Origin of the sequence: Microbacterium sp. LjRoot45, from assembly GCF_964253325.1 — a bacterium.
GTDB lineage: Bacteria > Actinomycetota > Actinomycetes > Actinomycetales > Microbacteriaceae > Microbacterium.
Window position 1 is genome coordinate 1 of record NZ_CAXUQM020000001.1, and the last position, 13,814, is coordinate 13,814.

The 13,814-nt window shown below is 67.0% G+C and carries 9 protein-coding genes and 2 tRNA genes; 9 read left to right on the forward strand and 2 right to left on the reverse strand.

Features of this window, described 5'->3' with window-relative positions:
• Positions 1 to 21: 21 nt before the first annotated feature.
• The 9 genes from dnaA (at position 22) to ACSQ18_RS00045 (ending at position 10,386) form a co-directional block, all read left to right on the forward strand.
• Complete coding sequence (gene dnaA, locus ACSQ18_RS00005) at positions 22 to 1,392, forward strand: chromosomal replication initiator protein DnaA (RefSeq protein WP_436038368.1); 1,371 nt, start codon at positions 22 to 24, stop codon at positions 1,390 to 1,392.
• Between the two features lie 452 nt (positions 1,393 to 1,844).
• Positions 1,845 to 2,993 (forward strand): DNA polymerase III subunit beta, encoded by a 1,149-nt coding sequence (gene dnaN / locus ACSQ18_RS00010; protein ID WP_436035013.1) that lies wholly within the window; start codon positions 1,845 to 1,847, stop codon positions 2,991 to 2,993.
• A gap of 143 nt (positions 2,994 to 3,136) precedes the next feature.
• Positions 3,137 to 4,348: a DNA replication/repair protein RecF gene (recF, locus tag ACSQ18_RS00015; protein WP_436035015.1), complete on the forward strand. Its 1,212-nt coding sequence runs from the start codon at positions 3,137 to 3,139 to the stop codon at positions 4,346 to 4,348.
• A complete protein-coding gene (locus tag ACSQ18_RS00020; RefSeq protein WP_144806730.1) occupies positions 4,341 to 4,835 on the forward strand; it encodes a DciA family protein in 495 nt (164 codons plus the stop codon). The genes recF and ACSQ18_RS00020 overlap by 8 nt, the downstream gene beginning before the upstream one ends.
• Before the next feature lie 121 nt (positions 4,836 to 4,956).
• Positions 4,957 to 6,999: a DNA topoisomerase (ATP-hydrolyzing) subunit B gene (gyrB, locus tag ACSQ18_RS00025; protein WP_436035017.1), complete on the forward strand. Its 2,043-nt coding sequence runs from the start codon at positions 4,957 to 4,959 to the stop codon at positions 6,997 to 6,999.
• 143 nt (positions 7,000 to 7,142) lie between these two features.
• Positions 7,143 to 9,737, forward strand: coding sequence for a DNA gyrase subunit A (gene gyrA / locus ACSQ18_RS00030; protein WP_436035019.1), 2,595 nt, complete (start codon positions 7,143 to 7,145; stop codon positions 9,735 to 9,737).
• Positions 9,734 to 10,138 (forward strand): DUF3566 domain-containing protein, encoded by a 405-nt coding sequence (locus ACSQ18_RS00035; RefSeq protein WP_436035020.1) that lies wholly within the window; start codon positions 9,734 to 9,736, stop codon positions 10,136 to 10,138. The genes gyrA and ACSQ18_RS00035 overlap by 4 nt, the downstream gene beginning before the upstream one ends.
• An 86-nt stretch (positions 10,139 to 10,224) precedes the next feature.
• Positions 10,225 to 10,298 (forward strand) — tRNA-Ile (locus ACSQ18_RS00040).
• Between the two features lie 15 nt (positions 10,299 to 10,313).
• Positions 10,314 to 10,386 (forward strand) — tRNA-Ala (locus tag ACSQ18_RS00045).
• Positions 10,387 to 10,508: 122 nt separating this feature from the next.
• Here ACSQ18_RS00045 and ACSQ18_RS00050 read toward each other — a convergent pair.
• Both ACSQ18_RS00050 and ACSQ18_RS00055 read right to left on the reverse strand, forming a co-directional pair.
• On the reverse strand, positions 10,509 to 12,143 hold the full coding sequence (locus ACSQ18_RS00050) for a DUF1501 domain-containing protein (protein WP_436035022.1): 1,635 nt from the start codon (positions 12,141 to 12,143) through the stop codon (positions 10,509 to 10,511).
• Positions 12,144 to 12,153: 10 nt separating this feature from the next.
• Complete coding sequence (locus tag ACSQ18_RS00055) at positions 12,154 to 13,773, reverse strand: DUF1800 domain-containing protein (RefSeq protein WP_436035023.1); 1,620 nt, start codon at positions 13,771 to 13,773, stop codon at positions 12,154 to 12,156.
• Positions 13,774 to 13,814: the final 41 nt, after the last annotated feature.

The window sequence follows — 13,814 nt, forward strand, 5'->3', positions numbered from 1 at the left end:
GTCTGGTCGGCTGTCCTCGACGTGCTCCGCGTCGACGACCGCGTCACGCCGCAGCTGCAGGGCTTCCTCAATCTCGCGGTTGCGCAGGGCGTCATGGGCGGCACCCTGTATCTCGATGTCCCCAACGACCTCACCGCCGCGCAGCTCAACAAGCGTCTGCGCACGCCCATCATGGAAGCGCTGGCCCACGTCGATGCGGAACCGGGAGCGTCCACCTTCCGCGTCGTCGTCAATCCGGAGATCGCCGACTCGCACCTGACCGCGCCGGTGCCGGTGCAGGCTGCGACCGCACCGGCATCCCCGGTCGGCCGGCCGCCCATCGAGGACTACAGCGAGCCCGTCTCTCTTCCTTCGCGCAACGACACGCGCCTCAACCCGAAGTACACCTTCGACAACTTCGTCATCGGGCAGTCCAACCGCTTCGCCCACGCCGCTGCGGTCGCCGTCGCCGAAGCCCCCGCGAAGGCCTACAACCCGCTCTTCATCTACGGCGACTCCGGTCTGGGCAAGACCCACCTCCTCCACGCGATCGGCGACTATGCCCTGAGCCTCTACACGGGCATCCGCGTGCGGTACGTGTCGAGCGAGGAGTTCACCAACGACTTCATCAACTCGATCGCCAACAACCGCGGATCCGCCTTTCAGGCCCGGTACCGCGACGTCGACATCCTCCTGATCGACGACATCCAGTTCCTGCAGGGGCGCGCCGAGACCCAGGAAGCCTTCTTCCACACGTTCAACACGCTGCACGATCACGACAAGCAGGTCGTCATCACGAGCGATGTGCCGCCTCGCCACCTCACCGGCTTCGAAGACCGCATGCGCAGCCGGTTCGAGTGGGGCCTCATCACCGACGTGCAGGCGCCCGACCTCGAGACACGTATCGCGATCCTCCGCAAGAAGGCGCAGTCGGAACGGCTGCTCGTTCCCGACGAGGTGCTGGAGTACATCGCCACGAAGGTCTCGTCGAACATCCGCGAACTCGAGGGTGCGCTCATCCGGGTGTCGGCGTTCGCCAACCTCAACCGCTCGACGCTCGATATCTCGTTGGCGCAGACGGTGCTGCGCGACATCGTCGACCAGGACGACGCCAACGTCATCCAGCCCACCGACATCATCACCGCCACGGCACAGTACTTCCGCCTCTCCGTCGACGACCTCTACGGCTCCAGCCGTTCGCAGTCGGTGGCCACGGCACGGCAGATCGCCATGTATCTGTGTCGCGAGCGCACGAACCTGTCGCTGCCGAAGATCGGTCAGTTGTTCGGCAATCGCGACCACACCACTGTGATGTACGCGTACAAGAAGATCAGCGAGCTCATGAAGGAGCGCCGCTCGATCTACAACCAGGTCTCCGAGATCACGACGCAACTCGGTCGCGTCGGCCGGTGACGCGTCCGGCATGCGCCGACGCACCATATTCCTCGACCCGCGCTTGACACGCGACGCTGGCACGGGCCATTATGCGCGTTCTGCACAGTGTGGACAGCCTGTGGATAACTACACGTCTATGTCGAGTGAATGTGAGTGGATCCGACTCTCCTGTGGATGACGGACCATCGAACACGGATGCCGGGATCCCACTCCCCACGGGCCTTCCGCAGCTCGCCCACAACTTACACGCGTGTGGTTCCCGCTCTCCGAGAGGGATCCGCCGAGTTATCCACACTTTCCACAGCGGTTAACACCATGACAGATATCTCTCTTTATGAAGCCCGTTCGATCACCTCGAGCGGGAAAGGTGTGAGTGGGGCCCGACCGGCTCATCCGCGCACACTCCTTCCGGATCGTCGCGCACAGGGCACTAGCATGGGAGAGCCTTCAACGACCCCAAGGGAGCCCCAGTGAAGTTCCACGTGAATCGCGACGTGTTCAGCGAGGCCGTCTCGTTCGTCGTGAAGCTCCTTCCGCAGCGAAACCCGCAGCCCATCCTCGCCGGTGTTCTCATCGAGGCATCCGAAGCAGGCCTGTCGTTGGCCGCCTTCGACTACGAGGCGTCGGCGCGCACGACGATCGAGGCCACCGTCGACGAGCCGGGCACGATCCTGGTCCACGGTCGTCTTCTCTCCGAGATCGCGAGCCGTCTCCCGAACGCACCGATTCAGATCGAGCAGGACGAAGAAAACGGAATCGTCCTCACCTGTGGTTCCGCGCGCTTCACACTCGCGTCGATGCCGGTCCAGGAGTACCCCGCCATCCCGGAGGTCTCCGGTGACGCCGGCCTCGTCCCGGCCGAAGACTTCGCCACCGCCATCGCGCAGGTCGCGTTCGCCGCATCGCGTGACGACGTCACTCCCGTCCTCACCGGCGTCCAGCTCGAGGTCGCCGGCAACGAGCTGAGCCTCGTCGCGACCGACCGCTACCGTGTCGCGCTGCGCCAGATCCCGTGGGATGCCGGCACGACCACCTCGTCCGCCGAAGAAGCCACGACCGCACTGGTTCCGGCGCGCACGCTCACCGAGGTCGGCAAGACCTTCGCCCACTCGGGCGACATCCAGGTGGCGTTCTCGGGATCCGGCGATCGCGAGATCATCGCGTTCACCGCCGGCAACAAGACCGTCACCTCGCTCCTCATCAAGGGCAACTTCCCGCCGGTCCGTCGCCTGTTCCCCGAGCAGACCGACCACTACGCCGTCGTCAACACCGCAGACCTGGTCGAAGCGGTGCGTCGAGTGGCGCTCGTGCTCGATCGCTCCGCACCGCTGCGGTTCACGTTCACCGACGAGGGCGTCTCGATGGACGCGTCGGGCACCGAGCAGGCGCGAGCCAGCGAGTCCGTCGATGCGACCCTCACCGGCGAAGAGGTCACTCTGGGCCTGAACCCGCAGTACCTGCTCGAAGCGCTCGGCGCCGTCAAGAGCGAGTTCGCCCGGGTCACCTTCACGTCGAGCGAGAACGCGAACAAGCTGAGCCCGGTCCTGATCACGCCGCAGACCTCGGGCACGCCGGAGAGCTTCAAGTACCTCCTGCAGCCGAACCTCCTGCTGCGCTGAGGCTCTGCGTCTCGGCTCTGCGTTTCGGCTCGCTCCGCTCGCTCAACGACCGAGGGATCACGCCTCGCTTCGCTCGCTCAACGACCGGGGGACAGGGGGGAATCTCTGCGTCTCGCGTCGCACGCCCGAACTAGGCTGGCGGGGTGATCGTCGAGCAGCTCAGTCTGGTGGATTTCCGCAATTACGCGGCCGCCGACGTGACCCTGTTCCCCGGCACCAACGTCTTCGTCGGTCGTAACGGGCAGGGCAAGACGAACCTCGCCGAGGCGATCGGCTACTTCGCGACGCTCGGCTCCCACCGCGTCTCGCACGACGCGCCGATGGTGCGCGACGGTGCGGATGCCGCGATCGTCCGCACCCGGCTCGCGCACGGTGAGCGCACGGTCATCCTCGAAGCGCAGCTCAACCGTTCGGGCTCCAACAAAGCGCGGGTCAACGGCTCTGCCGTGAAGTCGGCCGAGCTTCCCCGCTACGCCGCCGTCGTCCTTTTCGCGCCGGAAGACCTGCAGATCGTCCGTGGTGATCCGTCGTCGCGCCGCCGGTTCGCCGATCAGCTCCTCATCCAGCGCGCGCCGCGCATGTCGGCCGTGCTCGCCGACTACGACCGAGTGCTCAAGCAGCGCACGGCACTTCTCAAGTCAGCGCGAGCCCGTGGCATCCGGGGCGAAGAGCTGTCCACCCTCGACGTCTGGGACGACAAGCTCGTTCAGCTCGGCGGGCAGGTGATCCGTGCCCGGCTCGCCCTCGCGGCCGACCTCGCCGAGCCGCTCGCCGAGGCCTATACGACGATCGCCGGCGCCGACCACCGCCCGGAGGCGGAGTGGTCCCTGACCATCGACGGCGCGCGATCCGATGACGACGACACGGATGCCGTGACGCCCGACAGCGCGGCGGCGACCGACTCGGCGCGGGCGACGCGCACGACGGCCGAGGTCGAAGACGCGTTCCGGGCCGTGCTCCGGTCCAAGCGCGCCGCGGAGCTGGAGCGCGGCGTCACTCTCGTCGGGCCGCACCGCGACGATCTGATGTTGCGGGTGCGCGGCCTTCCCGTGAAGGGTTACGCGTCGCACGGCGAATCGTGGTCGGTGGCCCTGTCGCTGCGGCTCGCCTCCGCGAAGCTGCTGCGGGAGCAGTCGCTCCTCGGCGATCCGGTGCTCATCCTCGACGACGTCTTCGCCGAACTCGACGCCGATCGCCGCGCCCGCTTGGCGGGGGTCGTCGCCGACTTCGAACAGGTCATTGTCACCGCCGCGGTCGAGGCGGATGTGCCCGAGGCTCTGCGCGCCCGGACGGTCTACGTCGAGGCCGGCACGATCCGGGAGAGCGACACGATCCGCGAGGGCGTCGATGGTTGACGACGATCCGGCATCCGTCCCCGAGACGATGGCCACCTACCTGCGCCTCCGGGGTCTCGAGCCGTCTCCCCGCGGAAAGCGCCGACGTCGCCGGCGCGACGACGACGACGAGAACCAGCCGTTCACGCCGGGACGGGATCCGAAGGGGATCGGCGACGCCCTCGCCGACCTCACGCGACAGGCCGGCTGGAACTCCCAGCTGGCGCGGGAAGACCTCGTGCTCCAGTGGGCCGAGGTCGCCGGCGAGGAGACCGCGCGCCACGCATCGCCGGTCGCGCTTGCCGACGGTCTCCTGACGGTGCAGTGCGACTCGACGGCGTGGGCCAAGAACCTCCAGCTCATGCGCGGCGCGATCGTCACCGAACTGATGAGTCGATTCCCGGATGCCGGTGTCGACAACGTCCGCTTCATCGGTCCCGACGTCCCCTCCTGGAAATGGGGCCCCAGAGCCGTTCCAGGCCGCGGTCCACGCGATACCTACGGATGAGCCACGTCCGGGAGCATCCCGAACGATTTCAGGGCGGCACAGCGCCGTTTGGACGCCGAAATGCACCTCGGGCCGACTAGACTGGAACGAGCGTGAATCCGATCTGGAGTGTTCGAAACCTATGACGTCTGAAAACCCCGACATCGTTCCCGAGGAAGACCCTCAGAAATCGACGGGAAAGGTTCCGAACGAGTACGGGGCGGATGCCATCCAGGTGCTCGAGGGCCTCGAAGCGGTCCGCAAGCGCCCCGGTATGTACATCGGATCCACCGGTGAGCGCGGTCTCCATCACCTGGTCTACGAGATCGTCGACAACGCGGTCGATGAGGCTCTCGCCGGATACTGCGACACCATCCACGTGACGATCCTCGAAGACGGCGCCCTCCGCGTCTTCGACAACGGCCGCGGCATCCCCGTCGATCCGCACTCGTCGGATCCCACGAAGTCGACCGTCGAGGTCGTGCTGACGGTGCTGCACGCCGGCGGCAAGTTCGGCGGCGGCGGATACGCCGTCTCGGGCGGTCTCCACGGCGTCGGCTCGTCGGTCGTCAACGCGCTGTCGACGCGGTTCGAGGTGGAGATCCGGCGCCAGGGTCACGTGTGGCGTCAGTCGTTCGCCGACGGCGGCAAGCCCGACGCGCCGCTCGCGCAGGGTGAGGCCACCGACGACACGGGCACGATCGTCACCTTCTGGCCCGACGACACGATCTTCGAGACCGTGCACTTCGACTACGACACGCTGCGCACCCGCTTCCAGCAGACCGCGTTCCTGAACAAGGGTCTCCGCATCACACTGAGCGACGAGCGCCCCGATTCGGCGTACATCGTCGACGGCGACGACGGTACGGCGATCTCGAAGCAGCCCCACGACGACTTCCTCTACGAGCGCGGTCTCGTCGACTACGTCGAATACCTCAACAAGGTGCGCAAGGCCGACGTGGTCAACGAGGAGATCATCGAGATCGAGTCGGAGGACACCGTCCGCCACATCTCGCTCGAGCTCGCGATGCAGTGGACGACCAGCTACACCGAGAACGTCTTCACCTTCGCGAACACGATCAACACGCACGAGGGCGGCACGCACGAGGAAGGCTTCCGTGCGGCACTGACGACGAAGGTCAACAGCTACGCGCGAGAGAAGGGCATCCTCAAGGAGAAGGATGACAACCTCACCGGCGACGACATCCGCGAGGGTCTCACCGCCGTCATTTCGGTGAAGCTGTCGGAGCCCCAGTTCGAGGGTCAGACCAAGACGAAGCTGGGCAACACCGAAGCCAAGGCGTTCGTGCAGAAGATCGTCGGCGATCAGCTCACCGACTGGCTCGACCGCAACCCCGCGCAGGCCAAGCGCGTCATCACGAAGGCTCTCGACGCGGCCACCGCACGCCTCGCAGCCCGCAAGGCCCGTGAGACCGCGCGCCGCAAGAGCGTCTTCGAGTCTGCGTCGATGCCGGACAAGCTCAAGGACTGCACCAGCAAGGATCCGTCGATCAGCGAGATCTTCCTGGTCGAGGGTGACTCCGCCGGTGGTTCGGCCGTCCGCGGCCGCGACCCCGAGACGCAGGCGATCCTGTCGCTGCGCGGCAAGGTGCTCAACGTCGAGAAGGCGCGCCTGGATCGTGCGCTCGGCAACAACGAGATCCAGGCGATCATCTCCGCCTTCGGCACCGGCATCGGCGAGGACTTCAACGTCGAGAAGGCGCGGTACCACAAGATCGTCCTGATGGCGGATGCCGACGTCGACGGCCAGCACATCACGACCCTCCTGCTCACGCTCCTCTTCCGCTACATGCGCGGTCTCATCGAGGCCGGCTTCGTGTACCTCGCGATGCCGCCGCTGTACCGGCTCAAGTGGTCGAACTCCGAGCACGAGTACGTCTTCAGCGACCGCGAACGCGACGCGCTGCTGGCCGACGGTCTCGCGAACGGCAAGCGGATGCCGAAGGACTCCGGCATCCAGCGTTACAAGGGTCTCGGCGAGATGAACCCGAAGGAGCTGTGGGAGACGACGATGGACCACAACACCCGCACCCTGCGGCAGGTGACGATCGACGACGCGGCCGCGGCCGACGAGATCTTCTCCGTGCTGATGGGAGAGGACGTCGAGTCGCGCCGCAGCTTCATCCAGCGCAACGCGAAGGACGTCCGCTTCCTGGACATCTGATGCGTTTCGTCTCGCTGCGCTCGCTCAACGACCGGTCAGGCCCGCCGGTCGTTGAGCGAGGAGCAGCGCGACGAGTCGAAACGGCACATCAACATCCCGGAGCCCGGTAGCCCGGCCGCTCAGATCCGGAAGAACGAGAAGACATGACTGACGAAGAACGCCCCGACCTGACGCCGGCGCACAACCACGGCAACATCGACCAAGTCGACCTCCAGGTCGAGATGCAGCGCAGCTACCTCGACTATGCGATGAGCGTCATCGTCGGGCGCGCGCTGCCCGATGTGCGCGACGGGCTGAAGCCCGTGCACCGCCGCGTGATCTACGGCATGTACGACGGCGGGTACCGTCCCGACAAGAGCTTCAACAAGTGCGCGCGCGTGGTCGGCGAGGTGATGGGTCAGTACCACCCGCACGGTGACAGCGCGATCTACGACGCGCTCGTCCGTCTCGTGCAGCCGTGGTCGCTGCGGTACCCGCTTGCCGACGGTCAGGGCAACTTCGGCTCCCCCGGCAACCAGGGCGCCGCCGCTCCGCGGTACACCGAGACCAAGATGGCGCAGCTCGCCATGGAGATGGTCCGCGACATCGACGAGGACACCGTCGACTTCGAGGACAACTACGACGGCAAGACGCAGGAACCGACGGTCCTCCCGGCGCGCTTCCCGAACCTGCTCGTCAACGGTTCGGTCGGTATCGCCGTCGGCATGGCGACCAACATCCCGCCGCACAACCTCCGTGAAGTCGCCGACGGCGCCCTCTGGGCGTTGGAGAACCCCGACGCGCCGCGCGAGGAGCTGCTGGAAGCGCTCATGTCGCGCATCCACGGCCCCGACTTCCCCACGGGCGCGCAGATCCTCGGCACCAAGGGCATCCGTGAGGCGCAGCGCACCGGCCGAGGCTCCATCACGATGCGCGCCGTCGTCGCCGTCGAGGAGATCCACGGCCGCACGTGCCTCGTCATCACCGAACTGCCGTACCAGGTGAACCCCGACAACGTCGCGATCAAGATCCGCGACCTGGCGCGCGACGGCAAGATCACGGGCATCGCCGACATCCGCGACGAGACGAGTGACCGCACCGGCCAGCGCCTCGTCATCGTCCTCAAGCGCGACGCCGTCGCGAAGGTCGTGCTGAACAACCTGTACAAGCACACGCAGCTGCAGGAGAACTTCGGCGCGAACATGCTCGCGATCGTCGACGGCGTGCCCCGCACGCTCGCGCTCGATGGCTTCATCTCGTACTGGATCGAGCACCAGGTCGAGGTCATCGTCCGGCGCACCACCTTCCGGTTGCGCAAGGCCGAGGAGCGGATGCACATCCTCCGCGGCTACCTCAAGGCGCTCGATGCGCTCGACGAGGTCATCGCGCTCATCCGCCGGTCGCCCACGGTCGACGAGGCGCGCGAAGGGCTGAAGACGCTCCTCGACATCGACGACGCGCAGGCCGACGCGATCCTGTCGATGCAGTTGCGCCGACTCGCCGCGCTCGAGCGACAGAAGATCGTCGACGAGGCGGCCGAGCTGGAGCTGCAGATCGCGGACTACAACGACATCCTCGCGACCCCGTCGCGTCAGCGCGAGATCATCCGCGACGAGCTCACCGGCATCGTCGACAAGTTTGGTGACGAGCGTCGCACCCACATCCTCCACGGGTTCGACGGCGACATGTCGATGGAAGACCTCATCCCCGAAGAGGAGATGGTCATCACCGTCACGCGCGACGGGTACATCAAGCGCACCCGCAGCGACAACTACCGTTCGCAGCACCGCGGCGGCAAGGGCGTCAAGGGTGCGCAGCTGCGCGCCGACGACGTCGTCGAGCACTTCTTCGTGACGACGACCCACCACTGGCTCCTCTTCTTCACGACGAAGGGCCGGGTCTACCGCACCAAGGCGTACGAGGTGCCGGAGGCCGGCCGGGATGCCAAGGGCCAGCACGTCGCGAACCTTCTCGCGCTGCAGCCGGGCGAGGAGATCGCACAGATCCTCGACATCCGCGACTACACGGTCGCGACGTATCTCGTGCTCGCGACGCGTGACGGCAAGATCAAGAAGACCTTCCTCTCCGACTACGACACCAACCGCCAGGGCGGGATCATCGCGATCCGCCTGCGTGGACAGGACGAGGAAGAGGGCGACGAGGTCGTCAGCGCGCTGCTCGTCGACGAGACCGACGACATCCTCCTGATCTCGCGTCAGGGCATGTCGCTGCGCTTCACCGCCACCGACGACTCGCTGCGGCCGATGGGTCGCTCGACGGAGGGTGTCAAGGCGATGACCTTCCGCGAGGGCGACAGTCTGTTGTCGGCATCCGTCGCGGGTGACGCAGGATTCGTGTTCGTCGTGACGCAGGGCGGCTACGCCAAGCGCACGTCGGTCGACCAGTATCGCCTCCAGGGCCGCGGCGGCCTGGGCATCAAGGTGGCCAAGTTGAACGAGGATCGCGGCGATCTCGCGGGCGGTCTGATCGTCGGGGAGGACGACGAGGTCTTGGTGGTTCTTGCCAGCGGCAAGGTGGTACGCTCTGCCGTGGCCGAGGTCCCGGCGAAGGGACGCGACACCATGGGAGTCGTGTTCGCCCGCCCCGACGACGACGACCGGATCCTCGCGATCGCCCGCAACGGCGAGCGTGGACTGACCGAAGCTGCAGACTCCGCGCCGGCCGAAGAGGCCGCCGAGGGGTCCGCCGCACCGGAGGGTGCAGCCCCCGAGACCCCCGAGGAAAGTACTGAAGCATGAGCACGGTAGCCGACAAGCTCGCGAAGAAATCGTCCAGCAAGACCAGCGCCAAGCAGGTGCGCCTGCGCCTGGTGTACGTCGACTTCTGGTCGGCGGTGAAGCTGTCCTTCCTCGCGGCGGTCGCTCTCGCGATCGTGACGCTCGTCTCCGTGTTCCTCATCTTCCTCGTGCTGCAGACGACGAGCCTGCTGACGCAGCTCGATGAGTTGCTGGATGCGTTCACCGATGGCGCCTTCGTGTTGACCGAGGTGGTCAACCTCCCGCAGGTGATGGCGTTCGCCGCGATCGTCGCGATCCTGAACCTCATCGTCGTGACGGTGCTCGGCGCAGTCGTCGCCGGCATCTACAACCTGATGGTGAAGGTCACCGGCGGCCTGCTCGTCGGCTTCACCTCGAACTGACATTCACGGCATCCCCCGGATTTCGGATTACCGCACGATTCGGGTAAAGTCTTGGAGGTTGACGGCGCTGGCGCCGGTCTCCAGACGGGGCTATAGCTCAGGCGGTTAGAGCGCTTCACTGATAATGAAGAGGTCCCAGGTTCAAGTCCTGGTAGCCCCACCGTAAACACCCCTCGGGGCCTTAGCTCAGTTGGTAGAGCGCCTGCTTTGCAAGCAGGATGTCAGGAGTTCGAATCTCCTAGGCTCCACATCTTCGTCACCGCGTGATCACCGGTCGTTGAGCGAGCGCAGCGAGACGAAACGATGACATGCATTCCTCACGACGTTTCGTCTCGGTCGCTCCGCTCCCTCGCTCAATGACCGAGCGTGACTACTTCTTGCTCTTCACCGTGCCCCAGGTGAATACCTTCGTCTTCGGCTTGTAGCCCTTCGCGGTGTACGTCACCCGCACGCGGAGCCCGTACCCGCGATATGAGGTCGGAATCCGGAACGACCGGAGGGTGCCGCGTTTCTTCACCGTGCCGTTCTTCACCGTCTCCCAGCGGTAGCTCGTCTTCACCTTGGCCTTCTTGCCGGCCGACGTGAGCGTCGGTGCCGGTGCCGTAACCTTCGACCCGACGCGACTCGAACCCGCCCGCTTCCCGTACGACGAGAAGAAGCTCGACGGCATCGTCTTGAGGGTCGGGGTGCTCGGCCCGGTGTCGCCGCCGGTGACGACGGGCGCCATGAAGCCGAGCTTCCGATGCTGGAACTGGGGAAAGATCGTCGCGAGGCTGCGCTCGGGGTACAGCGACCCCACCACCTCGCTCAGCACGTCGCGATAGTCGGTCGTCACGGCGAGGTCGGCGTTCTGCGTATTCTCCAATCCCGGCCACCGGCCGTAATACCCGCCCTTGACGCCGGCGCCGAGCACGAACATGACGTTGCCGTGCCCGTGATCGAGGCCGCCGTTGCCGTTCTCCTTCACGCGCCGACCGAACTCGGAGATCGTCACGAGGGTGACCTTCTTGTCCATAGCGCCGAGGTCGGAGAAGAAGGCGGCGAGGCCCTTGCCCAGCGGATCGGCCATGTTCTTCAGGTTGCCGCTGGAGAGGTTGCCCACCCACTGGTGGTGATCCCACGACCCCTGGTCGATCGTGATGACCTCCGCGCCGACGTCGGCTTTGATGACCTTCGCGGCACCCTGCAGCGCCTCGCCCAGACTCCCCTTCGGATACTCGACGGTGCTCGCGGTCGCGTCGCGCGCAGTGGCATAGGACTTCGCGACCGCGAGTGCTCTCCCGCCGCCGCCGGCAACGGCATCCGGTGCATCGGCCCACAACCCGGTGAGCGCCGCCTCCCATCCCGCGGCGTCGCTGCCGCCCGGACCGACGAGTTTCAGCTTCGCGAGGCCCGCCGTCGAGACCGCGGGCGCCGGTCCCGCCAACTGGGTCGCGAGCACCGTCTCGCCGAGTTGCAAGGCGGTCGTGTCGCTGGCTCCGCCGGCCCTCACCGAGACGAGCCGGTTCAGCCAGCCGACCCGGGCCTGCGAGCCGGGATCGGCATCCTCGACCTCTTCCATCGCGGCGAAGTGCGATCGGGTCGTGACCGCCTGACCGGTGGCATGGATCGCGGCGACGCGTCCCGCCTTCCAGAGCGGAAGGATCGGCGCGAACGCCGGATGCAGGCCGAACTGCGAGTCGCCGGCCAACAGCTTGTCCTTCGGCACGGCGATGTTGGGGCGTGCCGCGTAGTAGATGGGATCGGCGTGCGGCACCACGAGCGAGAGCCCGTCGGCGGCGCCGCGGAGCGAGAGCACGACGAGCACGCGGTCCGCCTTCTTCCCGCCGGACGCGTAGGCGGTCTCGACGAACGCGTCGCCGAACACCGAGGCGGCCACGAGGCCGAGGCCGATGCCGAGCGCGGAGCGGATCGCGGTGCGGCGCGACACGCTCGTGGCGAAGTCGTCGCAGCCTGCGGCGAAGGAGTCGGCGCCAGCGAGCGCCGACGGGGAGGATTCGATCACGACGCCGGTCCTATCGCAGGTAGAAGAGCGGTTGATTGAGCACGAGCGAGAGCACCCACGGCATCTGCCACCGCACGATGGAGTGCTGCGCGTTCACGAGGGCCGACGGCCGCACCTTCGTGGCGGTGCACACCGCCTGCAGCAGGCCGGCGGTGGACGCCTGCCCCGTCAGGTGGCGCGAGAGGTGGTCGACGAACTCCGCGAGGGTGAGTTCCGGCTGGGGCAACCGCTTCGCGGCGGGCACGTGCGTCGTGTCCTTCGTGGGCCACCATCCGCCCGAGAGGGTCCAGTGCGCGTCCCAGGATGCCAGGAAGCGCGACGGGGAATCCCACGCGTCGTTGAGCTGGGGCGGTCCGTCGGGGCGGGGGTGCGACCAGGCGCTCGCGCCGATCCCGCCCGCCATGTAATGCGCCTGGATGGCGCCGGTGTCCTGCGCCGTCGGCTTCGCGAACGAGACACCGAGCGCCCGGTTCACCGAGACCAGCTCGTCGGTGGGCGTCTTCACCTTCGCACCCGACGACGCCCAGAACTCGGGGTGATCGACGAGCGCGCGGAGCACCGGCGTGATCCGGGTGTCGTTGGCCAGGTACACCGCGGCGAGGTGGTCGATGAGCTCCGACGACGGACTGTCGCTCACGAAGCGACGCGCGAGCTTCCGTGCGATGCGCTCCGCGGTCGACGGATGCCGAGCGAGATACGACAGGTATGCCCGCACGGCGGCGCGGCCATCGGCATCCGTGTTGGGGTGGGAGAAGTCCATGACGGTGACCGGGCTGGTGTCGTGCCAGGACGGGTCGTACGTCACCTGCCACGACGACCACGTGTCGACGCGGAACCCGGTGAGGAGGCGAGCGGATGCCTTGACGTCGTCTTCGTCGTACCCCGCGCCCTTGCCGACGGTGTGCAGCTCGAGGAGTTCACGGCCGAGGTTCTCGTTGACCGACCGCTTCGACGAGCGGGCGTTGTCGAGCGAGCATCCCATCGCGGGGTGCACGGTAGCCGCCTGCAGCAGCTCCTCGAAGCTCGTCAGCGCGAGCTCGCGCATGAGATGACCGAACGCGATGCGGAAGGGGAAGACTCCGTCATCGTGGATCGGGATGTAGAAGTGGTCCTCCCAGAACTCCGTCATCAGCTCGAGCACCTGTCGCGTGGACTCCTGGCGGCGCACCATCGCGTACCCGGCGTAGGCCGCCATCGCACGCCATGCGGGCTCTGCGCCGCTGCGATCGCGGTCGACGATGTCGAGCGGATCCGCCGTGATGCACCGCCACCAGCTGTCGAGCCCAGCGGCGGTCGGCGATTCGGTGACGTCCTGCGGCGTGAGCTGCGCCTCGAACCACGCCCGCGGTCCGCCGGCCTCGCGCACCGCAGCCAGCGCCGCGGGCTGAAAGCCGTAGGTCCAGCGCCGGATCACGTGCAGTTCCTCGTCGGTCGCGACCGGTGTCGCCTGGTACGCGATCGGGTCGTAACTGTCGGCCGCGTGCGCGGCGGGAGCGTCGAGCAGCGGCGCCGCGACGGCGACGGCGGACGCGGCTGCCACGCCGCCGAGGAAACTGCGGCGGGGAAACAGGGGCGTCGACGGTGGAGGAGCGATCGCCGATTCGCCCGCGGGGGGGACGCGGGGATTCATGCGCGCAGTCTAGCGCCCGCGCTATTTTGTGAAAGTGGCGA